This window comes from Nostoc paludosum FACHB-159 (genome assembly GCF_014698835.1).
Classification (GTDB): Bacteria; Cyanobacteriota; Cyanobacteriia; order Cyanobacteriales; family Nostocaceae; genus Nostoc; species Nostoc paludosum.
In genome coordinates this window covers 26,144-49,519 of record NZ_JACJTU010000049.1, presented here as the reverse complement: position 1 = coordinate 49,519, position 23,376 = coordinate 26,144, and the positions used below count along the sequence as shown (strand labels likewise).

The window sequence follows — 23,376 nt, the reverse complement described above, 5'->3', positions numbered from 1 at the left end:
GCGAAGGCTTCTATAATTGCGATTTGAGACATGGGACAGATGCATTAATATAGAATTTGCGCTGCATCTTACCATATACTGCCTACATTTAGAATGAAATAGCCCTGGTATGTCAAGCGCATATATCAATTTGATTCGTCACTCATCGCAGTTCACCTCAACCCAGCTATCTATGTACTTCAAACCTTCAGGCATCATGCGCCCTTCCTCTTGAAATCGACGGTATATTTCTTTAGTTTTACCGTCCTTAAATCGCTCGATTACCATAAATAACATTTTGTTTCCTTGCTCACACTGTAACTAACAAAATTCAAGGAATCATCGCTACTTTAATTACTCGACGCGCTTTCATCTCATAAAAAACTTGTTCTAAATCTTTTAATGGTCGCTGTTCGCTAATAAGTAATTCAAAAGGAATTTTCCGACTTGCTATTAGTGATAAAGCCGATCGCACATACTTTGGTGTATTATGAAACACGCCTTTGAGGGTTAGTTCGCTATAGTGTAACTGTTCAGTATTTACAGTTATGCTAGTATCCCGTGGACAGCCACCGAATAAGTTTACTGTTGCACCAGGACGGGCGCAGGCGATCGCAGTTTCCCAAACACTAGGCACACCAGTGGCTTCAATCACTACATCTGCACCCCATCCTTGAGTAAACTCTTTCACTACACTGGGAATATCTGGAATTTGATGATAATTAAAGGTGTGGGCTGCACCCAATTTTTTACCAATTTCTAACCTGCGATCGTTACCTCCCCACAGCAACACCTCAGCGGTATTTGCTAAAGCAGCTACAAACATCAACCCGATCGCTCCATCTCCCAAAACCACTACTCTATCTTTTGGCTTGATATTAGAACGCGCTATACCATGCAACACACAAGCTAGGGGTTCCGTCATGGCTGCTAATTCCCAAGGCAAATCATCGGGAATCTGTAATAAGTTATGCTGTACTATCGGTGCAGGAATTTTTAAATATTGGGCGAAAGTCCCGTTATTCCAAGTTAAATTTGGACACAATGAATATTCTTTTCGTTGACAAAAAAAACACTCCATGCAGGGAGCAGAATTATTAGCGACAACGCGATCGCCTATTTGCCAATCGGTAACACCCGCTCCCAAGGCCACAATTTGCCCAGCAGCTTCATGCCCAAATAGCGTTGGCGGTTTCAACATTTTCGCATGGCCGCCACGCCGCCAGACTTTCAAATCAGTACCACAGGTTGTTGCTGTTCCCACTTGGATGACAACTTCGCCAGCTGCGGGAGTGGGGTCAGCAACTTCTTCTAGGCGTAAATTTTCTTGCCCATAAAGTAATGCTGCTAACAAAATTTTTAACCTATCAATTAGATCCACCTGATTTTACCAGTTGAACCTATTTGATAGGTCTAAACTAAAATTTGGTTTTGATTTTTTAGTAGGTTTTTATCAAACTAAAATGCTGAAAAATTAGGAATTCGCAGCTGTTTGAGGAAGGACTCCAGTATTTCGGCTTTCCGCATTCGGCAAACGAGTAACAGTTAACAGCGGTACTTCTTGTCGGCACGACAGGCAAAACCAATATAGTTCACCATGACGGATATGACGCAGGAGGGAACCACCGCAGCATGGGCAAGTGTTGGCTCTCGTACTCATACCAATGTCCTCCTTAAATAAAAGTTGTTGTTTAAGCTAAGCAAAAAAACCTGTTGATTAAAAGCGGATGTTCCCAGCATGAATGCGGCCATTCGATTCTATGCGGTCTTTAATAATTTGTCTGTAAACAGCTTCATATCCGTTAACCATTTGGCTAACACTAAAATTGTTTTCCACATATTTTCGACAGGTTTTACGATCGAGTTCCAAAACTAATGGAATCATTGCCGCCATTTCTGTATAGTTTTGGCAGATAAAACCTGTTTTACCGTGAGCAATCACTTCAGGTACGGAGCCTAAATTCATGGCAATTACTGGTGTACCAGTTGCCATTGATTCAATCATTACTAAGCCAAAAGGTTCTTGCCAAGCGATGGGGAAAAGAGTAGTAGCAGCATTGCCCAGAAGTTCAGTTTTTTGGGCGTGGTTAATTTCGCCTAGATATTCAATTTGCTGACCATCAATATGGGGGGCAATCTCTTGTTCAAAAAACTTAGAATCTCCTAAGTCAACTTTTCCAGCCATCTTTAAGCGCCAACCGGTTTGTTTAGCAATGGCGATCGCATGTTGTGGCCCTTTCTCTGGCGAAAAACGACCTAAAAATGCCAAATATGGAGGCTCTGACGGTTGGGCTACAAATGGATAATCTGTTAACTCAATTCCGTTATAAACCGTGGCAATATAATTAAGATCGATTTGACGCTGCGAGTTACTAATGCTGACGTATGGTTGCTTTTGGTGGTAGCTAAACGCGTTACGGTTGTCCTTTGTAAAATTATTGTGTAGGGTATGCACTGTAGAAGTTGTTGTTATCAAACTCGCCAAAGGTAACGCCGAAATCCCTACATGAGAATGGATAATATCGAACTCGGCAGCACGTTGATAAACTTGACTCACTTCCAGCATTTCGTACACTATATACTCTTTGACATTTGGGTCTAAGCGTAATGCACGCGGATAAACTGCTTGTAATTGAGCCATAGTTTGAGAATCGCCGGAGGCAAATAAAGTTACCTCATGACCGCGACGAACAAGTTCATCAGTCAAGCGACTTACTACCAGTTCGATTCCTCCATAACTAGGAGGTGGAACCCTTTCCCATAAGGGGGCAACTTGAGCGATTTTCATAAGTTGTTTCGGTTCAGTCTGTAAACTTGTCCCCAACATAATGAACTACCTCATTATTTTATGAGAACAAAGCATTTGTACTTACTTTTTTGAAATTTAAATTAACCTAACAGGCTACCAAAAGCACAATATTCGGTTTACCCTACCCCAACTTTTCCACCAACAAATCTCTAGACTGTGGGCAAAAGTTACCTTTGAGCCATATTTATAACCTATAACTAATCAATTACTAGTTGCATCTGTCTTCAGAATCATAATCTAGTAGAATATTTTGTAGCAGAACTTACAAAAGTGAATATTTTGTAGCTCAAAATACTAAATTCTTAAACGGGATCAAATTATTCCAGCTTGATTTAAAGGCAATGAACAAATAGCATGTAAATTATAAAGATTAAATAATTGTAGAAAAATTACATAATTTGTAATTGGTAATTTACAAAAGTTTTGATAGCCAACTCATGAAAATCGCTACTTGGAACGTCAACTCAATTCGCATTCGTCTCGAACAGGTTACTGAGTGGTTAACTCATAATGCCGTTGATGTTCTGTGCTTGCAAGAAACCAAAGTTATAGATGCCGAGTTTCCGCGATCGCCTTTTGAAGAAATGGGCTATCACCTTTATCTATCAGGACAAAAATCTTATAACGGCGTAGCTATCATTAGCCGGCAACCACTCTTAGACGTAACTAGCGGCTTTAGGGCAATTTTGCAAGATTTACCGCCAGAATGGGATGAACAAAAGCGAGTAATTACAGGTGTAATTGACGGTATTCGGATTGTGAACTTATATGTTCCCAACGGTGCGGCGGTAGGAACCGAAAAATATGAATATAAACTGCGCTGGCTAACAGTGCTACGTGAATACTTGCGATTGCTGCTGCTGTCACAACCTGATATGTGTGTGTGCGGTGACTTTAACATTGCACCGGAAGCCAAAGATATTCACGAACAAGTGAGTACAGAAAATCATATTATGGCTACAGAAACAGAGCGCCAAGCCTTACGGGATATTCTGGCACTGGGATTTGCCGATGCGTTTCGTAAATTTACTAGCGAAGGTGGAAATTATAGCTGGTGGGATTATCGCGCTGCTGCCTTCCGTCGCAACTTAGGTTGGCGGATTGACCATCATTATCTTACACCCATACTTTATGAACGCGCTAAAAGTTGCATCATCGATGCTGCACCAAGGAAATTAACCCAACCCAGCGACCATGTGCCAGTGATTGTTGAATTTTAAATTGGGCATGGGGCATGGGGCATGGGGACAAGGGGAAAGAGTTATTGTTAAGTTTTCTTCTTTGTCTCCTTGTCTCCCGCATCCCCGCGTCCCCGCTTCTCCCATCAAGCGGCTAATTCAAAATCCCAAATCTACGGCAATGCGGTGAGCGCAGGCAAACCCGGAAAAAGCTACTGCGTTCAATCCTTGGCCGGGGAAGGTGCTATCGCCAACACAATAAAGCCCTGGAATAGCGGTGCGATTAAAGGGCATTTTCAACAATCCGGGCAACTTGCGTCGGGGAATTGGGCCATAGGTGCCATCCTCACGACCCAAAAAGCGGCGATGGGTGCGGGGTGTTCCTACCTCTAAATAATCTAATCCGGCATCTAAGCCTGGAAAAATCTTCTCTAGGCGATCGATAATTCGCCAAGCCGCCTTTTCTTTCTTCGCTTCGTACTCAGTCTGAGCAAGTCCTTGCCAATCATCAATCCAGTGAGGCGTAAACGCATGAATGATATGATATCCACTTGGTGCTAAATCGGGGTCAAGCAGTGTGGGAATCGAAACAAAAATTGTCCCTTCCACCGCCATCATCTTTTCCCACTCTTCCAGCAAAATATGGTGACACTCGGTTCCTTCAGCTAAAACTGACTGTTTTACCCCCATGTGTAAACTCAAGAAGCTGGGTGATTTTTGATAATTTTGTTGCCACTTTTTCTCATTATGAGGGATTTGCTCTGCTGGTAGTAATTGTTGAAATGTATCCCAGCGTGTAGCATTAGAGACTATGCGTTTACCCCGATATACTTTGCCATTAGCCAGCTGCACGCCTACCGCTCGTCCCTGTTCCGTGAGAATTTTCGTAACTCTGGCTTGGTACTGAATCTGACCTCCAGCTTTTTCTAGTCCCTCAACCAGTTTTTGGGCAATTTGTCCGACTCCGCCTTTGGGATAGTTCACTCCGCCGTAATGCCTGTCAGAAAAGACCATACCAGCATTAATCATTGGCGTCATATCTGCTGGAACCACCGACCAGCAATAACACTCTATATCGATAAATTTCAATAATTGGGGATCTTTGATGTAGCGTCGTGCTATGTCCCCTGCATTTTTGGGTAGATACTTAACTAAACCGAGACATGCCAAAGGATGCTGGAAAAATACTCGCAGTAGATACCGAGGTTCTTCTAGCGACAGTAAATCAATGTTATTGAGGCAGTTGAATACTTTTTGGCATTCGTCATAAAAGCGACGAATCCCATGTTCTTCGTGGCGAAAATGAGCAGTAAGATTTTGCAAAAATTTTTCATAAACCCGGTCAACCTTCAGGTCTAAACCTTGGGGTAGATGATAGTGAATTTGCACTGGATCTGCGATCGCTTCTTGACTAACATTTACAGCCGACAGTGCGCGGGTGAGTAAATTAGTAGTACCATTTTGCCCCAGCCCAAAAATCATTGATGCTCCAACATCAAATCGGTAACCTTGCCGTTCAAAATAACCAGCGCTACCACCTGGAATCGAATAACGTTCCAGTACCAGCACTTTCGCTCCCTTTGCTGCTAACTGAGTCGCTGTTACTAAACCGCCAATTCCAGACCCAATAACGATCGCATCAATTGTCATTTGTCATTAGTCCTTGGGTATTGGGTATTGGGTATTGGGCATGGGGCATTGGGCATGGGGCATTGGACATTTGTTATTCTTCCCTCTCCCCATCTTCCCATCACCGATGCCCAATCACAAAAAAGAGGGACAAGCCTGCTGCCGCTGGCTAATCCCGTCTGCCGATCCTTAAAGAGAGGAGAACACTGTATAACAATATAGCCTTGATTGAGAATTGATGTCAACTGCTAATGAAAATCTTTATCAATAAAGTTGGCGAATTAATTTTAGCCGTCATCGAAGAGAATGAGGGTGCACAGGGGCAAAAAAGTATAGGAAGCACCGGAAAAAACTCACAAATACCCAATGCCCAATGCCCCATGCCCAATGCCCAATGCCCTCTCCTAGTCAGTCGGATGCAGGAAAGAGTATCATGGTTTTTCAGTTCATGTACAATAAGCGCTGACTTCTGGCTATGACGCTACAATTGCGGGTTTATGTACCACCTCATCCCTTGATACAACACTGGCTAGCAGTCGCTCGCGATGCTGGCACGCCTTCAGTGTTATTCCGCAGTGCTATGACTGAGTTGGGAAGATGGCTGACTTATGAAGCTGCACGTGACTGGTTGCCTACTCAAGAAACAGCAGTGCAGAGTCCCTTGGATATGTGTCCAGCAACTGTGATCGATCCACAAATACCAGTGGCAGTAGTACCAATTCTCCGGGCTGGGCTGGGATTACTAGAGGGAGCGCAGACTTTACTACCTTTAGCATCAATTTATCATCTCGGATTGGCACGAGATGAAGAGACACTGCAACCTCATTGTTATCTGAACAAGTTACCAGAAAAATTTGACCCCCAAACACGAGTGTTAATTACCGATCCGATGTTGGCAACGGGAGGGTCAATTATGACGGCAATGGCAGAATTGACACAGCGGGGTGTCGATCCAAGCCTAACCCGGATTGTTTGTGTGGTGGCGGCTCCACCAGCTTTGCAAAAGTTGAGTGCTAGTTATCCAGGTTTAATAGTTTACACCGCTACCATTGATGAAAAACTGAATAGTCAGGGGTATATTGTACCGGGATTGGGAGATGCTGGCGATCGCATCTTTGGGACTTAAGTTAGTATGCAGCTAGGATAGATTCATGGCATAACTACTGTAATTGCAAGATTGTTCAAGGCGGTAAATATATGAGTCAGCGAGATGGTTTTGCCAGTGGTTTTTTAGCAGGGGCATTTGTCGGTAGCATATTTGGTGGTGTCATCGGCGCGGTAATTGCTTCTCGACGCGATCCAGAATTGCTAGCAGAGGAAGAGACAGAACAAACGGATAGCCAAACCGAGGCTAAAAGAATAGCAGCAAAGCGGCGTCAAATGAAAGCCTCCGAAAGTGACAGCGTTAGCATAGAAACAGCTCGGCGATCGTTAGAAGATAAAATTGCTCAGCTAAATGCCACAATTGATGAAGTGCGAAAGCAGCTGGGAAATGTCAATGGCGGTTCAGCACAGACAGTTGGCGATCGCCCCTTCACTAAAGATTCCTAAGCTGTTTTCCAGCATGGTGAAAGTGTGGTAAGTACTAAATCCACAGACACGATGGTATGGACTAAATTAAAATCAATAGATAAGACCTCATTTGAAACTTCGTAGGAAACCACGTTATCTATGGAATTACTGATTACCACTCTTGCTACTTTTACGCAGATTTATACTTTTTTGTTGCTAATTCGGGTTCTTTTAACCTGGTTCCCAACGATCAACTGGTATGACCAACCTTTTGCCGCTTTGAGTCAGATAACTGACCCTTATCTGAATGTGTTTCGCTCATTCATTCCTCCACTGGGCGGTATAGATTTTTCGCCAATGTTAGCTATTTTACTGTTGCAATTTTTAGGCGGATTTATCAGTCGTTTGGCCTACGTTGTGTAATACAGAATTTGCTATTTGGTCGATGTTTAGCTAAACAATTTCAGGTCTGGGCTGGTTAGCCCAGACTTATGTAACTTAAAATTTATTACTTACGCACCGCAGCGCTAAATCCAGCTGCCTTGAACTGCTTCAGCTTTAATGGAGTAGGCTGATTTGCAGGCACAGAAATTCTCAATTCAAAATCGCTAACACCTGGTGGTACCTCAGCAATCGAACCAAGACGGGTACGGTTTTGCATTACTGAGTCATTGTTGGCATCATAGATGCGTCCAAAAATATCTGCATCATAAACTGTTTTATTTGTACCATTTTCTGCCTTGCCAATAACGATAAAGCAATTAGCCGCAGCACTACCGCTACTAATAACAGCTCCTTGTGCCAGTTCTGGGGGACAATCGTTATAAGAGATATCAAATAGTCTAATCTGTGTCAGCGCTAGAGCCGGGGGAGTAAGCACCCACGATAGAAAAGTAATCAAAAAGCAAATAAAAACAATCGTGAGTGAGCGCAACCGCATACAAGACTCCGTAATTTAATTCAATAATTCTGTAACTTATAACCTCAGCTTACAACGGAATTACGATTGATTGATGACGATTGATTGACGAGTTCAGAGCGTAGAAGTAAGTAGTGAAGAATTATTTTCTTTGCCCCCTGTGGTTCGTCTGCCCCCTCCCCCCCCTTGTTGGCATCTTTACTAGTTCGCCATCCACTAATTCGTAGCGGCTATCTGTGCGATCGCCATAAGCCAGAAATTCCTCAAAACTCAGGAATTTTGTTGGATGCTGAGTTTGAGTCATAGCGATTTCCGATAGAAAAATGCTAACAATTGCTCACATTTTTTTCCTGTTTTTACCTGAAAGTGTTGGCACTATCCATTACACCCTAATGATAAGTCTTTAATCAAACCTGATATAACTACAGGTTGATTGGAAACTTTAATTTAACATTTGTAATAATTAAGTAAACAAACCTACGATTGCTATTAATTTTTATGACACCAGATGAGATTGAAACAGCTATGCAAGCAGCCTTTAATAGTTGTGATGCTGTAGGCTGTCCTCTCACTGACGCGCAGAAAGAGATATTATTGCAATTCGTTGAGCAAATTCAGGAAAATTCTAACTCTGGGGCGTCAGATATTGCTAATCCCTTGGACGAACTTAGCCCAGAGGAATTAGAAACCTTTTTAGAGTTTGTGAAAACCGAGGAACAACGTAACCGTACTTGGAAAGTACAATTACTCAATGATTGGCTGTTGGAAAATGACTCTGGAACAGTACAATTTATCCGTCAACACTACGGTTTAGAGTGGCTCAACCGTGTTGAGTCGTACCATTTTGATAAGTATTGTTATTTAGAAGATGCATTGAAGTTAAAAGTAGGCGATCGCATTGAAATTTGCAATGCATTATGGGAATGGGTGCAAGAAGATGGCCCATGTAAACCGGAGTGGTTTCCTTCCATAGTGATTCAGGTTAATGAAATTAGCGATGTCTACGATGGGCTACGCCTACCCGGTAACTCCTGTACTAATTGCGTCGTCCGCTTCTTCAACGGCGCTGAGTATGAAATTCAAGGAATCTACGAATGGAATCGCTATAACTGGCGCTGGTGTCAGAGGTAGCAAATGTGGGGAGATGAGGGGGATGGGGAGTGGGGAGATGGGGAAGTGTGGGGAGTGTGGGGAGTGTGGGGAGTGTGGGGAGAGAGGGGAGTGTGGGGGGAGAGGGGAGTGTGGGGGGAAAGAGAATTAATGCTTCCCCATCCTCCCACACCTCCCACACCTCCCACACCTCCTGCTTGCCCCATACCCTATGCCCCATTCCCAATACCCAACGCCCAAGCCAAAAACCTCTCAGTATGATACAGCGCTAATTGATTGCTCACACCATTAAATACAGCATCAAAAGCGTGTTCTGCCCAAGGGATTTCTAGGAAAATCGCAGTGTTACCAGAATCATGTAAACGTTCATACATCTGTCTGCCAAATCGAGCTTGTACCAAATGGTCGCGACTTCCGTAAATTAATAAAGTTGGCGGTAAAGGATGCGTTAAGTAATTTATTGGTGAAGCTATTCGATACTGATTAGGTAATTCTTCTAAAGAACCACCAAGAAATGCTCTTAAAACAGCGCGGCTATTAATAGGATCGGGACTTGGCGGTGTTTTGTATCCTTCAGTTAAATTAACAGGCCCGTAATAGCTGACTACAGCACGGATGGGTGGTGCATCGGGTTGATAAGCCGCTAGCATTGCTAGGTGTGCACCGGCAGAACGTCCTAAAAGTACAATACGTTCTGGATCGGCTTCATATTCGGCTGCATGTTTGCGAATAAAATTTAGGGCTGTACGCACGTCATCTAACTGAGATGGAAATTGATATTTAGGTGCGTGTCGGTAAGCGATCGCAAATACTGTATATCCCTGATGAGCAATATATTGATTAAACTCAGCATTAGCGCTAGGATTGCCACGCTGCCAAGCTCCAGCATAAATTACGATCGCTGCTGGATATTTTCCCACCTCCGGCGGTTGGTAAACTTCCATTTTTAAAGGCACTCCCGCAGGATTAGCAAAAATAATATCTTTTTGATGGCGCGTTTTTCCTAATGCAATACCCCGGAAAGAATTAACTAAGTTAAAAGGATGAGTTTGCATTTTGGCGCTTAGTTGAACTGGAATTTTTTCTAGATAATTTGCTCCTAATTCTTGTTTCATCGCTTTATCCATCTGCATTTGAGTGAAAGGAATATTCACTAGCACCCATCCACAAATTAGCAATCCGATTAAACTTGCAGTGCAAGCTAAACGCCGTATTTTACGCCGACGTATGGAGAAAAAAGAAAGCAATAAACAGAGTAAATTTAATAAAAATAACCAAGGACTGACTTCTGGTGCTCCTACTGCTAGGGTGAGTAAAAACATATTTGGAGCAGGAAGTATAATCCAAGAACTAAGAAATAGGTTTGTAAAACTTGCTAATAATGCAAGCCATGATAAAAGTTTTTTTGGTTTAAAGAACATGTATGAAACAAGAATAATAATGATTCCAAAAAGTACAATCTCTCCGCCAATGCTGTGAGTTGCAATATTTACAGCTTATTTCAGGTAAATGAAGAACGCGAATAGGAGCCTAGAGCTATCATTATGTCAATTTAGGGAGTTTAAAAAGTCTTTCTTTCGGTAGCAAAACGTTCTAAATTTCCGCTTGTCCCCTTGTTTGCCTATGCCTCGCTTTAAGACGAGCTGCGATCGCATTTACAACCTTTTTCATGTATTTGAACCACGTATGTCGTAGGGGCGCAAGGCCTTACGCCTCTACTGTGTGGTCTATTTACCTGAAAATAGCTACAAATCATAGAATTCTCAACATTTTAAGTATAATTGACTACTAATTCTCCCAGACAAATTGTGTTTGAGGCAAATTGATGCAGGAACTTTTGAAAACTCTTGTTGCTTATAAACAGTTTGTTCCCCACGGACATTGCTATCTTTGGAAACCAGAGTTAGTAGGGTTGCATATTGCGTCTGACTTTTTAATTGCACTTGCTTATTATTCAATTCCCGTCACATTAGTTTATTTTGTCCGCAAGCGTCGAAATTTGCCTTTTAACTCAGTAGTTTTACTATTTGCCATATTTATCCTGACTTGTGGTACTAGCCACCTGGCGGAGATTTGGACGCTCTGGTATCCAACTTATTGGTTAAGTGGTTGTATCAAAGCTATCACTGCCTTGGTATCGCTGTATACATCTCTGATGTTAATAGAATTAATACCAACTGTACTTGCCTTACCTAGTTCTGGACAAATGGAGGCTGCAAACCGAGAACTGGAGCGTCAAATCAGGGAACGCCAGCAAGCAGAGATGGCATTGCAAGAGCGTGAAGTTATGTTGCGAGGAATTGGGGATAATCTGCCCAATGGAGCGATTTATCAAGTAACTCGTGAACTAGATGGAAGCGATCGCTTTTATTATCTAAGTACGGGAATTGAAAAACTGACACAAGTTAAAGCGGAAGATGCACTTAAAGATTCAAGTTTGCTATATCGCCAAGTTATCCCAGAGGATTTGCCACCCCTCCAGGCAGCAGTTGATAAATCTTGGCGGGAACTGTCGGTGTTTGATATCCAACTGCGAATTCTAACGCCCAGTGGTCAGCTTAAATGGTTTCATTTTCGTTCTATGCCACGAAAGTTGCCGGATGGTCGTGTAGCCTGGGATGGATTGGTGGTTGATGTCACCGAATTGAAGCACACTGAAGAAACATTACGCAAAAGTAAAGCTTTATTAGAAGAATCTCAACTAGTTGCCCGTCTTGGTAATTGGGAATTTGAGATTGCCAGTCAAAAAATTAGGTGGTCAAAGCAGCTTTTTGAACTGTTCGGTAGAGATCCGGCTAAATCAGAGCCGAACTATCAAGAAATTTTGCAAATGTATTACCCAGAAGACGCAGGGAAATTAGCCCAAGCAATTGAGCAGGCAATCTCAACAGGGGAATCTTACAAACTCATTCTGCGTGCGTCTCCCAATGAGTCTACTATTTATATTGAGGAAATTGGCTATGCAGAATTCAATGGTGATGGAAAAGTCATTCGCCTTTATGGCACTTCCCAAGACGTTACAGAACGAGAAACCGCACTCATCAAAGGTCAAAAGGCAAAAGAACAACTCCAACGTAGTGAAACCCTGCTAGCGGCTGCTCAAAAAATTGCCCATATGGGCAGTTGGGAATGGCACTTAGCACCTCAAAAACAAATTTGGTCAGCCGAAACCTTTTGCATCTTCGGTCTGAATCCCTCTCAATCAGCACCCACACAAGCGGAATTTATCCAGATGGTTCACCCAGAAGATCGCCCAAAGTTGCAGAAGCAGTTAGTACAAGCGATCGCCAAGGGAAAACCTTTTAATCTCGAATATCGCATTGTTCGACCCGATGGCTCATTGCGCTACCTTGAGTCGAAAGCAGAGGTAGCTTACAATCCTCAAGGACAGACTATTAGGCTGTATGGAGCCATCCTAGATATTACAGAACGTAAGATTCTGGAGCGAGAACTAGCTTACAAACAACAGTTATTGGATGCTTTCATCATTAGTGCACCCATTGGCATAACTATTCTCGATCGGGAAACGCGTTACTTATTCATTAACGAAGCATTAGCAGAAATCAACGGCATTTCAGCAACAGGACATATTGGCAAGACACCGTGGGACATTATCCCCGACATAGCACCAAAACAGCAAAAGCTATTTGAACATGTTTTGACAACAGGAGAAGCAATTCTGGATTTTGAACTTAGCGGAGAAACTCCAAAACTCCCTGGTGTAATTCGGACTTGGCTAGCTTCTTACTTCCCTATTCTGTCTGAAGAAAGTCAACCCATAGGTATTGGTATTGTTGTAGTTGAGATTACTGAACGCAAACGCGTCGAACAAATGTTGGAACTGCAAGCAGTAATTACTCGCAACATCGCAGAGGGAATTTGTTTAGTGGGAGTTGATAATGGAATCTTTGTCTACGCCAACCCCAAATTTGAGCAAATGTTTGGCTATGACTCTGATGAGCTAATAGGTAAGCATGTGTCAATTGTCAATTATGGGGATGAACACACTACCCCTGAAGACGTGAATCAAGCAATTAGAAGCATTATCTTTGAACATGGTGAAGCTACCTATGAAGTTCATAATGTCAAAAAAGATGGTACTCCCTTCTGGTGTAGTGCCACCGCATCTATTTTCGATCATCCTGAGTATGGAAAAGTTATAGTCGCTGTTCATCAAGACATCACCGAACACAAGCAAGCTAAGGAAAAAATTAAAGCTTCTTTGAAAGAAAAGGAAGTATTACTTCAAGAAATTCACCATCGCGTGAAAAACAATTTAGGAATTGTCAGTAGTTTACTGCAAATGCAGTGTAGGCGCACGGAAGATCCTCAAGCCACTGCAATTTTGCGCGATAGCCAAAACCGCATTGGTTCCATAGCTTTAGTTCACGAAAAACTCTACCGCTCTGAAGATTTAGCGAATATTAATTTTGCTCAATACATTCCAGATTTAACTAGTAATTTATTTGATTCTTACAATGTTAAATCCAGTCAAATTAAACTAAATATTCAAGTTGATAATACTATTTTAGACATTGAAACTGCAATTCCTTGCAGTTTGATTATCAATGAATTAGTTTCTAATTCATTAAAATATGCTTTTCCTAACAATCGTATAGGCGAAATTGAGGTGAGGTTATATCAAGAAAATAAACCTCTTATACAGAAGCAGCACGAACGCAATTTAACGCTGATTGTTCGGGATAATGGCATTGGTCTACCTGCCGACTTCGATTGCAAAAAAACCAAAACACTTGGTATCAGCCTGATCCAAGGATTAACGAAGCAGTTAAGGGGAAACATTGAGATTAATAGCCACCAGGGAACAGAATTTAAAATTACTTTTATCCAGGGCAACGCAAGCTCGTCAGAAACGAACTATAAACCCAGGTGATTTTGTAAAGCTTGGCGCATGACTTCTACAGGCACAGTTTCTTGCTGTAACCAGATTTTTAATGCTGCTACCCCTTGTTGGACTAACATTTCTAAGCCATCGATGGCAATTGCACCTTGTTTTTCTGCTAGTTTGAGAAATTGCGTCGGTTTTGGAATATATATTAAGTCATAGGCGATGGCAGCTTGGGGCAATTGTGCTATCTCTTCTGCACTCAAAGGCGACTCATCAACATTAGGATACATGCCTATGGGGGTTGTATTTACTAGCAAATCTGTTTGAGGAATCAATTTTGCTAGTTCATCCCATGTACCTACTTGCAAATTATCTTCTATAGCTGAGTTATGCCAACTATCGCAAAATGCTTGTAATTTCTGCACATTGCGCCCCAATACATAAATTTTGGCAAAACCTAGCTGATGACAACCTGCCACAACTGCTCTAGCCGCGCCACCATTGCCTAAAATGACCGCTACCTTCTGACTCCAATCTTGCTTATAGGTTGTCTGCAAAGGAGCAATAAATCCTTCAATATCTGTGTTTGTACCTACCCATTTGCCATTTTTGCGGCTAACAGTATTTACTGCTCCAATCGTTTGAGCAATAGGAGTAATTTCTGCAAGCAGAGGCATGATTGCTTGTTTGTGAGGTATCGTCACACTAAAGCCCACAATATCAACAGCCGCAAAACCTGCGATCGCAATTTCCAAATTTTCTGGTGCTATGGGAAAAGGCAGATAAACATAATCTAACCCCAAATGAGCGATCGCTGCATTATGCATCACCGGCGACAGGGAATGTTCCACCGGATGTCCAATTACCCCCAATAGCTTAGTTTTGCCTGTAATTAATCTTTCTTTAGTCATTAGTTATTAGTTATTAGTCATTAGTGATTTCCCCCCAGCCTTCCCTGCTCCCCCACTCCTTTGACTAGCCTACAATTATTAAAGGCTACTTCACATTTGTTTAAATCATGCAGGCAACTACAGCCTCCTCTACAACTCCAATTCCTGGTAAATATTGGCAGTGGCGCGGGCACAATGTTTATTATGTGCGTGCCGGAGAAAAGCAAGGGCAACGTCCGCCTTTGCTTTTAGTACATGGATTTGGTGCTTCTACAGACCACTGGCGCAAGAATATCACGGGATTGTGCCAAGATTTTGAAGTATTTGCCATCGACCTTTTGGGGTTTGGGCGATCGGCAAAACCAAAATTACAATACAGTGGTGACTTATGGCGCGACCAACTTCACGATTTTATCAGTGAAGCGATCGGCCAAAAAGCAGTCTTGGCAGGTAATTCTCTAGGTGGCTATGCTAGCTTGTGTGTTGCAGCACAACGTCCTGAGAGTGCGGCTGGCTTAGTGTTACTCAATAGCGCTGGCCCATTTAGCGAAAGTCAGCCAACACCTGAACCTGAAGCTTTACAAAGCCAAATTCAGCCTCCCAAGCAACCCTCTTCCTTACAAAACCTCTTGGGTGACTCGGTTAAGTGGATGTTTCAACAACCTTTAGCCCAGTTTCTACTATTTCAATATGTGCGGCAACGTTGGGTAATTCGCCAAACTTTAGAAAAAGTTTATCTCGACAAAAGCGCAATTACAGACCAACTAGTAGAAGAAATTTATCGTCCAGCTTACGATCCTGGGGCATTAGATGTGTTTGTTTCAGTTTTTAGCACCCCTCAAGGTGAAAAAGTTGACACGCTACTCAAGGAATTAACTTGTCCTTTGTTAATGTTATGGGGAGAAGCAGATCCGTGGATAAATGCTAGAGAACGTTCTCGCAAGTTTCGTCAATATTATCCTCAACTGACAGAACATTTTTTAGCAGCCGGTCATTGTCCCCATGATGAAGTACCCGATAAAGTAAACCAATTGTTACGGGATTGGGTTTTCTCGCTCTCGTAATGATAAATGTTGAATAGAGACGCGGTTTACGCGTCTCTAAAAGTAAATTAGACAAATCAAAATATATACTAGACTTGAAATTATTTAAGGATGTATGATTTAATTTCTTGTTCTAGGCGATCGCTAATAATTTCAGTTCCAATACCCGGTCGATCTAAATTCACCCTGACAAAATTTGTGTTGTCTTCTCCAGTAAATTTTTTATCATTATTGGAATCTTTAATGATTTTGAGAAAAATAGCGTTTTGACTGGGAAGAACAACCCAATTAATAATTTGCGTATTGTTTGGTGTAATTTGCTGGAGATTCTTACCCGATAAATCAGAAATAAAACCAACAATCGCATCATCGGTGTTAATTTTTTTATCTGCGTTTGTATCTTGGTCAAGAATTTTATATAACCAAACTCTTGTAATTGGTTTATTTGCCGCTTTTACCTCTAGTAACTCAAAGGAGTTAATAACGGCTTTTTTGTTTAATAAAAGATGAGCTTCACCATCTTGCTTATTATAAAAGATGATGTTATACAAGTTATTGCTTCTTTCATAAGAACGTGAAAGACTTAAATTATTTTCCTTTTCTCTATCCTGGTCTGAAAAACTAACTGGAATCATTAGATAATCAGATTGTTCTTTAATAACTAAATCGCCATAGATAATATTTGATTCTGGCTTCGGTTTATCAGTCGCTTTTGCCTGTTCGCCGTTTCTAGTAACTTCAGGTTCGCAGGAAAAAGAAACGACGGCTATGATAATAGCTGTAGTAATTTTCTTTAAAAAAGTATAGTTTTTCATTAATGTGTCACAGCAGGGTGTATTGCTGTTCCATTTTATTCGCTGTTAGAAAATTACTAAAAGTTTTACGGCAAGGGACTGGGGACTTAGGCAAGAGGCAATAGCCAATAGGCAACAAAGTTGGCAGTTTTTGATGTCGGGGTTTTAAAATCATTCTTTAGTGGCTTCGCTTGTAACGGAAGCGACCTCGCTCATATCGTAAGTGACCTTGCTGGCATGGTAAGCGACCTCGCCGGTATTTATTCCCTTTGCCTCTTGCCTTTTGCCTTTTGCCTTTTTACATAAGTAATTAGATACCGAAATAATACTGCTATAACGTGAAAATTTTATGACGAAGAATAAAAATAGAGTATATAAATGTTCAAGATATTTTCATAACATATTTACACAATAGCGGAGCTAAAAAAGCTCCACCAAGGCGCGATCGCTCAGAATTCCAACAGGTTTTATAGCTAGTTATCAGATGAATGTTTGTGTATTTCACCAACTTTAAATCTGCTGTAGTTTTAGGGGAATATAAATATCTTGAGAATTCGGGTTAAGGTAGGGACGCTGCAAGTCAAGGGCGTGGCGTGTAAAGTGTTGGTTAATCACTCTCATGCGTTCTTCCATTGCGTTCTTACCTTTTTGCCAAGCTTCCAATAAAGCATTAGCAACGATTTGACACCGGTTCATGCCAAAACTTTCTTGTGCGGCAAATTTTTGACTTGGTTCTTCAGCTAAACCTAACCCTGGTGCTAAAAATTTTGTAAACAAAGGAATTTCGGGCTGGAAATAAAATTGATTTTCTGGATAAACTCTCTCAAGGATGGTGTGGATTGCTTGATAGTCTTGGAGTTGAAAGTAGAGTACCCCTGAATCATAGCGTCCGTATGCAGAGGGATTGTGGAGAACCTGAAAGCTAAAACGAATAGAGGCTGCATTCAGTTGCAGTGTTAGGCTCTCCATTAGAGCGATCGCACCAGATGGGGTTAAGTTAAAGTAGATTCGTCCTGCTCCTAAATCGCTGTCTGGATTGCTTTGCTCTTCCTGTGCCACATTACTAACTGCCACATAACAACCGTTTTGTAGGCGATTTTTAGGCATCCAAATTGCTACTTTGTCACCCACTTTGGTAGATTTTTTACTCGATTCTAAGTGACAGTCTGGCTCAATATAAAGTGTTAAACCGCCTTTTGTTACCGCCATCGTACCATCAGGTTCTTGCCGCAACACTTCCCATTTTGAGTCAAAGTAGCCTACACCGTGATTACTTTCGTGCAGTTGTCTGTAGAAGTCCCAATCAATATCCGAAATAGAACTATCTGCTAAATTATATTTATATGTGTGATATTTAGTATCGGTATTGACTGTCAAACTACTTTGTAGAGAGCCATTGTAATAGATCCCATAGAGAAAATTTCGCAGTAGTAGACTCAGATACTTTTGTTGCAAATCTGCCGGGGTTTGCTGAAATCTATCAGCTACTTTAGTCGGCAGAGCAAAGGGTTGATAGTTGGGGTGGTAAATACAAAAATTTGACTCAATCTGAATATTCCTAGCAATATCCAATAGAGAATTCAGCGGTTGATTGGCAGAATATAGCATTAATCCATTTAGAACTCAAAGAGATAAAATTTCAAATCATAAAACTACTATGGAGCAAAATCCTATGAGATTTATGATAAGAGAAATAATACGCAGAAGAATTTAAAATTTCGTAAGAATTCAAGACTCATAATTCAGAATTCAAAATAAATACACTGTGATTGCTGTATTCGTTTATCAAATATTTTGTTTATTTGGGAACTACTTTGACTCCTGAATTCTGAATTATTGCTGTTCGGTTTCCTCTGATTAGCAACCACGAAGTCGAGTTTTTTCGTAATAAATGCGAAGTAACTGCTGTTCTTTTTGAGGTTGAGGAAGTTTATGGATTTTGGCCACAGGGTTGACAATTTCTGATTGTGAGATCCCGAAAATAGTCAGCACAGCCTGTTCTGGCATAGTGAGTAAACTTTTAGCTACTTGCAGCATACATATCTCAGTATTGCTAAAGTATTTTCGGCAGGTAATTATATTCTGAATTTGATGAATCAGTGCCAGCCCTGCAAATTGGAGAACCCGCGAAATAAAGTCACTACGGTATTCCAAAATCATCGGGAAAGCATTGAGGTAAGACCTGATGAGGGCAATCATTGAAGGCTGTAAAATCTCTAGGGGTATCAACGCCAAATTCAGAGATTCTTCTAATTCAATGGTAGGGTCTACTACCAGACTCTTGAGCCAAATTTGTAAATAGCTTGCTAATAAAGTTCCTAAATCAAAAGCTGGATCTCCCCAACCACAAGCTTCCCAATCAATTAGCCGCACTAGGCAATTATCTAGTTGCTGCCAGCGAGAATGAACTAAAATGTTGTCCAATTTCAGGTCGTTGTGAGTTAAGCAGCAAGGGTTCCACTCATATGCCAAATCTGCGATCGCAGATTCCAAACTCTCGTATTGTTGATAGAGAACATAGAATTTCAACGCATCACTGGGAACAGTACCAAAAATCTCCGGACTAATCGATCCTACCCCTTGGGCTGGATTGTAAAAGCCATAGCGAAACTCTCCTTGGGGAGCAGCTGCCATAAAATCTTTATATTCTCGACGTTGGAAGGTTGTACGATGCAGTCCTGCCAAAGTCGTGCCGATAGCATAAGCAATTTCTGGTGGAAAAATTTCATTATTGTGGTATACTTTCCCAAGCTCTAGGTAGTCACTTAGGTAGTTGCGGACAAGGATAGAATTTTCTTCGTCAAAATGCACTACTAATGGTGCGATCGCCGAAACATTACCGAAAACTGGAAACTGCTGGAGCAATTGGTGAAACAGCCATTCTTTAAATAACTCATGGGGCTGGCCTTCACTGTTAACGTTACGTTCTTGTTTAAGGAGCAGTTTGCGATTATCAGCAAGAGTTACAACTAAATTGAAATTTTTCTTGCTACTCCCTGGCAAATTAGATTCATCCGTGCCACCTTCTGAGTTACACAGATCCGCATCTTGCAGATACTGGATAACGTTATGAGAAGACAGTGATAATACCATGTATTATTTCCTACTTCGTAAATTACCGTAAATTCATCCGTGTTAGAATTCGCCCAGCCTTAGCAGTTTTGAGTAGATAGGAACAAGAATAAACATTTGTACAATCTACTAATATCGCATATTTACGATTCAAACCTGCCAAAATGGCACCTAGCTCTTTATAATTGCTTTAAAATTGCCTCCATGACAGCGTGGCATCTTTACACTTCCTCAGCATAGTTACTTAGACACATCTAGAGTAAATTTTGTGGTAGAGCCTTTTTATATAGCTCTGTCTCCCTTGTTTGTAGCGGATTAGCAGCATCCCCAGCAAAAAAAACTGATTGGCGGCAGATGTTGTCAGTAGTCATCCTGAAAGCAGCGAAGAATTTCAGCAATTCTTCGGGGTACGAAGCATGACTTTCAACGTTATTATTTTTATTTATCATCACAAAGCTAAAAAAACCGGACATTTTGCCCGGTTGGTAATTATTTTTTGCTTAAATTTTCATAATTGATACCCCAAAGCCTTACTGCTAGGTGATTTATGTCGCTTGGAGGCTTGCGGTGATACAAATAATGGTTACTTATGGGAGTGCTGCTTTATGAAGCGATCGCCAGGCGTTAATTTTTGACATCCTCCCTTAGCAATAATCAGCAGTACCTGATATAGCGGGGGATTCCAATGCGATCGCCAATAATAAACTATAAGAAAATATGGGTTTTAATAATAGTTTGATTTACGTTTTGATATAAGTAAAAACATTTTTTATTCAATGGTTTTCTTCAAGATAAATTACTGGATAAAAAGCAAAATTATAGTTTCAAATAATAATAAATGCTCGATTGCCGCTGCAATTGTCCTGAGGACTTACGCACGAGTCACGGAAGAACGTAGACGCAAAGCGGCTTGCCGCAGGCTACCACAGAGGCACAGAGTTCACGGAGAAATGAGAGTTTGAGAGATATTTTGCGTAAGTCCTGATTGTTTAATTTTTATTAAAAATTTGCTTAAGTGTCTTAACTGTCTTATCTGTCCTTGCATTTTAATAATAAAAGCCAGAAGATAACCTCAGCGTTAAATGGTTCCGGTATCAATAAAAACACAAAAAGACTTAAATTATGAAGAATGCAATTATCAAACTAGTGGTTGTAGCTAGTGTTCTATTCTCTGTTGTCTTTTCATGGCCAGTAACCCCTGCTTTTGCTTTTAATTTCAGCAGTGCGAATGTCTTAATGACAACAGCTACTGATGAAACTGTAGATAATACAGTTTACAGAGTTATAGTAAATTATGAGGAGCAGTATTCGATATGGCCAGCCGACAGAGAGCTTCCCCTTGGCTGGAAAGATGCCAGCAAAACTGGCTCGAAAGAAGAATGTCTGGCTTACATCAAAGAAGTTTGGACTGATATGAGACCACTTAGCCTTCGCAAGGCAATGGAAGAAGCTGCGGGTAGATCCTAGTTAGGGCATTTCTTACCCAGTTCTAATTCCAAAACCTCATAACCCATCTACGCATTAACAAGAGACGTTGCAATGCAACGTCTCTACTTTTATTGTTTTGGGCTCCCCCTGCTCCCTGCCCATCCCTCCGCTACTCTTGCTCTAGACTCGACCTTAATCCATCATGAAGAATGATTAAGAAAAACGAGTGTGAACAAACATGATAAAAACATTTGCACAAAGCTGGATTGAAATTGGGGCAAATTTACAAATAAATTGGGTTTTAGTCAATGCCTGCTTACAGTTTGCGACTTGGGGGCTGTTCTCGCTTTTACTCGCTGAGGTCTTAAGAGACGTTTACCATGCTTTGTGTCACCAGGTGAATTGGCTTGCAAAATGGCACAATAAGCACCACATGGCTTATCGTCGGGATTTATCGGTTGTTTCTTTAAAAATTTACCAAGAATCTCAGCTTTATCACGACATTTTAGAATCAAGCTTACTGGTAGTAGCATCAACCTTAATTGCCTTAATTGTCCCACAAACGGGCTTATGGCTGGGAGTTGCTTATGCTTGCACGTTCTTGTATGGCGCATCTTTACGATATTTTCAAGGAAAAATTGATACAGATTACAATCACTTACCCGGCCCTTTAGAAACCATTCCCTCGATTTGGTGGGTAAATCGGTCTTATCATTGGCGCCACCATTTTGATGATGTCAACGCTTATTACAGTGGCGTCTTTCCCTTAGTCGATAAAATACTGGGAACAGCCCTATCTCTCAAGGGTAAAACTGTAGCTTTAACTGGAGCGTCAGGAGCTTTGGGACAAGCATTAACGGCTGAACTTGTCAAGTGTAATGCTAAAGTCGTGGCATTAACCACAAATCCAGAAAAATTAGCCGAGCAAACTGGGGTAAAGGTGATTTCTTGGCAATTGGGCAATGAAGCTGAGCTTAAGGAAAGTTTACAGAAAATCGATATTTTAATTATCAACCACGGGGTCAATGTCTACACGAGCCGTACACCCGATGCTATCAACTCTTCATACGAAGTGAATACTTTTTCCGCATTGCGGTTGATGGATATATTTTTGGCGACTGTCACAGGGCCACAAGCCAAAGCAACTAAGGAAATTTGGGTTAACACTTCTGAGGCTGAGGTGTCGCCAGCACTGAGTCCCCTTTATGAACTCAGCAAACGAGCGCTAGGAGATATTGTCACTCTCAAACGCTTGGATAGCAACTGTATCATTCGCAAGTTAATTCTTGGCCCTTTTAAAAGTCAACTTAACCCTTATGGAGTAATGTCTGCACAGCAAGTTGCTCGTGCGGTCTTGTTTTTAGCAAAGCGAGACTTCCGAAATATTATTGTGACAATCAATCCTCTAACTTATCTGCTGTTTCCCTTGAAGGAAACTAGTACTTGGCTATATTACCGAGTTTTTAGCCGCACAGTTAAGAGTGAGTAATATTTGGGTTGGGGATGGGCGGATGGGGACAAGGAAGAAAGAAGTCTAATTGAGTAGACAAATTGGATAATTTATTTTTTGGAGTTCCCTAAGGAAAGATAACAACTCTACTGTAATATAAATGTACTAATTAAAGTACTCACAACAGGGAGAGTAATACTGTGTTCAAAAAAAGAAGGATGCTTAGGGACTGGAGAACAGTTGTTACCTCAAGTTCGGATAATTACTTAATTATTCCAAACTCTCCCCATCTTCCCATCCCCGCCTCCCCGTAACGTTACCTGATGGCGACAATTTCGTTCAGCATCACCGCCAGTGCTAGCATACCTAAAATAGTCATCAATCCAGCAGGCATAAACTTGCGAGTTTTAGCCAGTCTAAAAGCAAAGAACACTACTAAAACAGTAGTGACGAAGATGGCTAAAATTAAACCCTGAGCTTGTCCTTGGAGTTGGAGGTAAGCGGCAATAATTAGTAATAAACCGCTAATGCTACCACTGACAAGTGAAACCTTGCTTCTAGCTTGAATATAACCAATAATGCCACCAGCGATCGCCAATATGCCGTAAGCAAAAGCAGCGATTATACTTAAATTCATTGTTAAAACCTATGTAGATTTTGTTTTTGCTGCCAAGGTCAGCAGACAATTTACCATAGCTGTTTAGCTACATCACC

25 protein-coding genes are annotated in these 23,376 nt (G+C 41.3%); 11 read left to right on the top strand and 14 right to left on the bottom strand.

All coding sequences use genetic code 11. From position 1 onward, the window contains the following. Nucleotides 1–138: 138 nt before the first annotated feature. From H6H03_RS31515 to H6H03_RS31500, 4 genes are all read right to left on the bottom strand, one after another. A complete protein-coding gene (locus tag H6H03_RS31515; RefSeq protein WP_242058079.1) occupies nucleotides 139–267 on the bottom strand; it encodes a DUF3303 domain-containing protein in 129 nt (42 codons plus the stop codon). Nucleotides 268–310: 43 nt separating this feature from the next. Beyond that, the gene (locus H6H03_RS31510) at nucleotides 311–1,333 is read right to left on the bottom strand and encodes a zinc-dependent alcohol dehydrogenase (RefSeq protein WP_190958977.1); all 1,023 of its coding nucleotides are present in this window, start codon (nucleotides 1,331–1,333) and stop codon (nucleotides 311–313) included. 120 nt (nucleotides 1,334–1,453) lie between these two features. After that, entirely contained in the window at nucleotides 1,454–1,639 is a 186-nt protein-coding gene (locus H6H03_RS31505; RefSeq protein WP_096534704.1) for a hypothetical protein, read from the bottom strand. Between the two features lie 57 nt (nucleotides 1,640–1,696). Then, a complete protein-coding gene (locus H6H03_RS31500) occupies nucleotides 1,697–2,767 on the bottom strand; it encodes a glycosyltransferase family 4 protein (protein WP_190958976.1) in 1,071 nt (356 codons plus the stop codon). A 458-nt stretch (nucleotides 2,768–3,225) separates the two neighbouring features. Here H6H03_RS31500 and xth point away from each other — a divergent pair, with 458 nt between their 5' ends. Together xth and H6H03_RS31490 are read left to right on the top strand one after the other, a co-directional pair. After that, on the top strand, nucleotides 3,226–4,008 hold the full coding sequence (gene xth / locus H6H03_RS31495) for an exodeoxyribonuclease III (protein WP_190958971.1): 783 nt from the start codon (nucleotides 3,226–3,228) through the stop codon (nucleotides 4,006–4,008). Nucleotides 4,009–4,015: 7 nt separating this feature from the next. Then, nucleotides 4,016–4,156: a hypothetical protein gene (locus H6H03_RS31490; RefSeq protein ID WP_190958970.1), complete on the top strand. Its 141-nt coding sequence runs from the start codon at nucleotides 4,016–4,018 to the stop codon at nucleotides 4,154–4,156. Here the strand turns inward: H6H03_RS31490 and crtH are convergent. Next, a complete protein-coding gene (gene crtH / locus H6H03_RS31485; RefSeq protein WP_190958969.1) occupies nucleotides 4,126–5,616 on the bottom strand; it encodes a carotenoid isomerase in 1,491 nt (496 codons plus the stop codon). The two genes, H6H03_RS31490 and crtH, sit on opposite strands and share 31 nt — an antisense overlap. Before the next feature lie 40 nt (nucleotides 5,617–5,656). On the opposite strand from crtH, the gene H6H03_RS41555 reads away from it, so the two are divergent. The 4 genes from H6H03_RS41555 (at nucleotide 5,657) to H6H03_RS31470 (ending at nucleotide 7,530) form a co-directional block, all read left to right on the top strand. Beyond that, nucleotides 5,657–5,788 (top strand): hypothetical protein, encoded by a 132-nt coding sequence (locus H6H03_RS41555; protein ID WP_277926209.1) that lies wholly within the window; start codon nucleotides 5,657–5,659, stop codon nucleotides 5,786–5,788. Between the two features lie 282 nt (nucleotides 5,789–6,070). Further along, nucleotides 6,071–6,721, top strand: a complete 651-nt coding sequence (gene upp, locus H6H03_RS31480) for a uracil phosphoribosyltransferase (RefSeq protein WP_190958968.1) — start codon at nucleotides 6,071–6,073, stop codon at nucleotides 6,719–6,721. A 71-nt stretch (nucleotides 6,722–6,792) separates the two neighbouring features. Further along, nucleotides 6,793–7,146 carry a hypothetical protein gene (locus H6H03_RS31475; protein ID WP_190958967.1) on the top strand — a complete coding sequence of 118 codons (354 nt, stop codon included), beginning with the start codon at nucleotides 6,793–6,795 and terminating at the stop codon, nucleotides 7,144–7,146. A gap of 120 nt (nucleotides 7,147–7,266) precedes the next feature. After that, on the top strand, nucleotides 7,267–7,530 hold the full coding sequence (locus tag H6H03_RS31470; protein WP_096534711.1) for a YggT family protein: 264 nt from the start codon (nucleotides 7,267–7,269) through the stop codon (nucleotides 7,528–7,530). A gap of 85 nt (nucleotides 7,531–7,615) precedes the next feature. On the opposite strand, the gene H6H03_RS31465 is transcribed toward H6H03_RS31470, so the two are convergent. Beyond that, nucleotides 7,616–8,047 carry a biotin carboxylase gene (locus H6H03_RS31465; RefSeq protein WP_190958966.1) on the bottom strand — a complete coding sequence of 144 codons (432 nt, stop codon included), beginning with the start codon at nucleotides 8,045–8,047 and terminating at the stop codon, nucleotides 7,616–7,618. Between the two features lie 121 nt (nucleotides 8,048–8,168). Continuing rightward, the gene (locus H6H03_RS31460; RefSeq protein ID WP_313931971.1) at nucleotides 8,169–8,330 is read right to left on the bottom strand and encodes a hypothetical protein; all 162 of its coding nucleotides are present in this window, start codon (nucleotides 8,328–8,330) and stop codon (nucleotides 8,169–8,171) included. A 194-nt stretch (nucleotides 8,331–8,524) separates the two neighbouring features. Between H6H03_RS31460 and H6H03_RS31455 the strand changes: the two genes are divergently transcribed. Then, a complete protein-coding gene (locus tag H6H03_RS31455) occupies nucleotides 8,525–9,157 on the top strand; it encodes a hypothetical protein (protein ID WP_190958965.1) in 633 nt (210 codons plus the stop codon). Here H6H03_RS31455 and H6H03_RS31450 read toward each other — a convergent pair. Both H6H03_RS31450 and H6H03_RS31445 read right to left on the bottom strand, forming a co-directional pair. Continuing rightward, on the bottom strand, nucleotides 9,148–9,342 hold the full coding sequence (locus H6H03_RS31450; RefSeq protein ID WP_190958964.1) for a hypothetical protein: 195 nt from the start codon (nucleotides 9,340–9,342) through the stop codon (nucleotides 9,148–9,150). The genes H6H03_RS31455 and H6H03_RS31450 overlap by 10 nt on opposite strands. Nucleotides 9,343–9,345: 3 nt before the next feature. Next, nucleotides 9,346–10,557, bottom strand: coding sequence for an alpha/beta hydrolase (locus tag H6H03_RS31445; RefSeq protein WP_190958963.1), 1,212 nt, complete (start codon nucleotides 10,555–10,557; stop codon nucleotides 9,346–9,348). Between the two features lie 404 nt (nucleotides 10,558–10,961). On the opposite strand from H6H03_RS31445, the gene H6H03_RS31440 reads away from it, so the two are divergent. Then, entirely contained in the window at nucleotides 10,962–14,030 is a 3,069-nt protein-coding gene (locus H6H03_RS31440) for a PAS domain-containing protein (protein ID WP_190958962.1), read from the top strand. Here the strand turns inward: H6H03_RS31440 and H6H03_RS31435 are convergent. Further along, complete coding sequence (locus H6H03_RS31435; protein WP_190958961.1) at nucleotides 14,015–14,896, bottom strand: shikimate dehydrogenase; 882 nt, start codon at nucleotides 14,894–14,896, stop codon at nucleotides 14,015–14,017. The two genes, H6H03_RS31440 and H6H03_RS31435, sit on opposite strands and share 16 nt — an antisense overlap. A 107-nt stretch (nucleotides 14,897–15,003) precedes the next feature. Between H6H03_RS31435 and H6H03_RS31430 the strand changes: the two genes are divergently transcribed. Next, complete coding sequence (locus tag H6H03_RS31430) at nucleotides 15,004–15,939, top strand: alpha/beta fold hydrolase (protein WP_190958960.1); 936 nt, start codon at nucleotides 15,004–15,006, stop codon at nucleotides 15,937–15,939. Nucleotides 15,940–16,019: 80 nt separating this feature from the next. Here the strand turns inward: H6H03_RS31430 and H6H03_RS31425 are convergent, their stop codons facing one another. The 3 genes from H6H03_RS31425 to H6H03_RS31415 form a co-directional block, all read right to left on the bottom strand. After that, nucleotides 16,020–16,733 carry a hypothetical protein gene (locus H6H03_RS31425; RefSeq protein WP_190958959.1) on the bottom strand — a complete coding sequence of 238 codons (714 nt, stop codon included), beginning with the start codon at nucleotides 16,731–16,733 and terminating at the stop codon, nucleotides 16,020–16,022. Between the two features lie 489 nt (nucleotides 16,734–17,222). After that, entirely contained in the window at nucleotides 17,223–18,320 is a 1,098-nt protein-coding gene (locus H6H03_RS31420; protein WP_190958958.1) for a T3SS effector HopA1 family protein, read from the bottom strand. Nucleotides 18,321–18,569: 249 nt separating this feature from the next. Next, nucleotides 18,570–19,805, bottom strand: coding sequence for a phosphotransferase family protein (locus H6H03_RS31415; RefSeq protein ID WP_190958957.1), 1,236 nt, complete (start codon nucleotides 19,803–19,805; stop codon nucleotides 18,570–18,572). A gap of 1,215 nt (nucleotides 19,806–21,020) precedes the next feature. Here H6H03_RS31415 and H6H03_RS31410 point away from each other — a divergent pair. Next, complete coding sequence (locus H6H03_RS31410) at nucleotides 21,021–21,251, top strand: MbtH family protein (RefSeq protein ID WP_190958956.1); 231 nt, start codon at nucleotides 21,021–21,023, stop codon at nucleotides 21,249–21,251. A gap of 199 nt (nucleotides 21,252–21,450) precedes the next feature. After that, nucleotides 21,451–22,701 (top strand): bifunctional sterol desaturase/short chain dehydrogenase, encoded by a 1,251-nt coding sequence (locus H6H03_RS31405; RefSeq protein ID WP_190958955.1) that lies wholly within the window; start codon nucleotides 21,451–21,453, stop codon nucleotides 22,699–22,701. 277 nt (nucleotides 22,702–22,978) lie between these two features. Here the strand turns inward: H6H03_RS31405 and H6H03_RS31400 are convergent, their stop codons facing one another. Then, nucleotides 22,979–23,299 (bottom strand): TMEM14 family protein, encoded by a 321-nt coding sequence (locus H6H03_RS31400; protein ID WP_190958954.1) that lies wholly within the window; start codon nucleotides 23,297–23,299, stop codon nucleotides 22,979–22,981. Nucleotides 23,300–23,376: the final 77 nt, after the last annotated feature.

Coding starts and splice junctions, on each gene's coding strand:
- xth (WP_190958971.1), top strand. CDS start 3,226: ATGAAAATCGCTACTTGGAACGTCAACTCAATTCGCATTCGTCTCGAA.
- H6H03_RS31400 (WP_190958954.1), bottom strand. CDS start 23,299: ATGAATTTAAGTATAATCGCTGCTTTTGCTTACGGCATATTGGCGATC.
- H6H03_RS31440 (WP_190958962.1), top strand. CDS start 10,962: ATGCAGGAACTTTTGAAAACTCTTGTTGCTTATAAACAGTTTGTTCCC.
- H6H03_RS31450 (WP_190958964.1), bottom strand. CDS start 9,342: ATGGGGCAAGCAGGAGGTGTGGGAGGTGTGGGAGGTGTGGGAGGATGG.
- H6H03_RS31475 (WP_190958967.1), top strand. CDS start 6,793: ATGAGTCAGCGAGATGGTTTTGCCAGTGGTTTTTTAGCAGGGGCATTT.
- H6H03_RS31425 (WP_190958959.1), bottom strand. CDS start 16,733: ATGAAAAACTATACTTTTTTAAAGAAAATTACTACAGCTATTATCATA.
- upp (WP_190958968.1), top strand. CDS start 6,071: ATGACGCTACAATTGCGGGTTTATGTACCACCTCATCCCTTGATACAA.
- H6H03_RS31410 (WP_190958956.1), top strand. CDS start 21,021: ATGACAACAGCTACTGATGAAACTGTAGATAATACAGTTTACAGAGTT.
- H6H03_RS31455 (WP_190958965.1), top strand. CDS start 8,525: ATGACACCAGATGAGATTGAAACAGCTATGCAAGCAGCCTTTAATAGT.
- H6H03_RS31470 (WP_096534711.1), top strand. CDS start 7,267: ATGGAATTACTGATTACCACTCTTGCTACTTTTACGCAGATTTATACT.
- H6H03_RS31415 (WP_190958957.1), bottom strand. CDS start 19,805: ATGGTATTATCACTGTCTTCTCATAACGTTATCCAGTATCTGCAAGAT.
- H6H03_RS31460 (WP_313931971.1), bottom strand. CDS start 8,330: ATGACTCAAACTCAGCATCCAACAAAATTCCTGAGTTTTGAGGAATTT.
- H6H03_RS31505 (WP_096534704.1), bottom strand. CDS start 1,639: ATGAGTACGAGAGCCAACACTTGCCCATGCTGCGGTGGTTCCCTCCTG.
- H6H03_RS31445 (WP_190958963.1), bottom strand. CDS start 10,557: ATGTTCTTTAAACCAAAAAAACTTTTATCATGGCTTGCATTATTAGCA.
- H6H03_RS31490 (WP_190958970.1), top strand. CDS start 4,016: ATGGGGCATGGGGCATGGGGACAAGGGGAAAGAGTTATTGTTAAGTTT.
- H6H03_RS41555 (WP_277926209.1), top strand. CDS start 5,657: ATGGGGCATTGGGCATGGGGCATTGGACATTTGTTATTCTTCCCTCTC.
- H6H03_RS31465 (WP_190958966.1), bottom strand. CDS start 8,047: ATGCGGTTGCGCTCACTCACGATTGTTTTTATTTGCTTTTTGATTACT.
- crtH (WP_190958969.1), bottom strand. CDS start 5,616: ATGACAATTGATGCGATCGTTATTGGGTCTGGAATTGGCGGTTTAGTA.
- H6H03_RS31430 (WP_190958960.1), top strand. CDS start 15,004: ATGCAGGCAACTACAGCCTCCTCTACAACTCCAATTCCTGGTAAATAT.
- H6H03_RS31500 (WP_190958976.1), bottom strand. CDS start 2,767: ATGAAAATCGCTCAAGTTGCCCCCTTATGGGAAAGGGTTCCACCTCCT.
- H6H03_RS31515 (WP_242058079.1), bottom strand. CDS start 267: ATGGTAATCGAGCGATTTAAGGACGGTAAAACTAAAGAAATATACCGT.
- H6H03_RS31405 (WP_190958955.1), top strand. CDS start 21,451: ATGATAAAAACATTTGCACAAAGCTGGATTGAAATTGGGGCAAATTTA.
- H6H03_RS31420 (WP_190958958.1), bottom strand. CDS start 18,320: ATGCTATATTCTGCCAATCAACCGCTGAATTCTCTATTGGATATTGCT.
- H6H03_RS31435 (WP_190958961.1), bottom strand. CDS start 14,896: ATGACTAAAGAAAGATTAATTACAGGCAAAACTAAGCTATTGGGGGTA.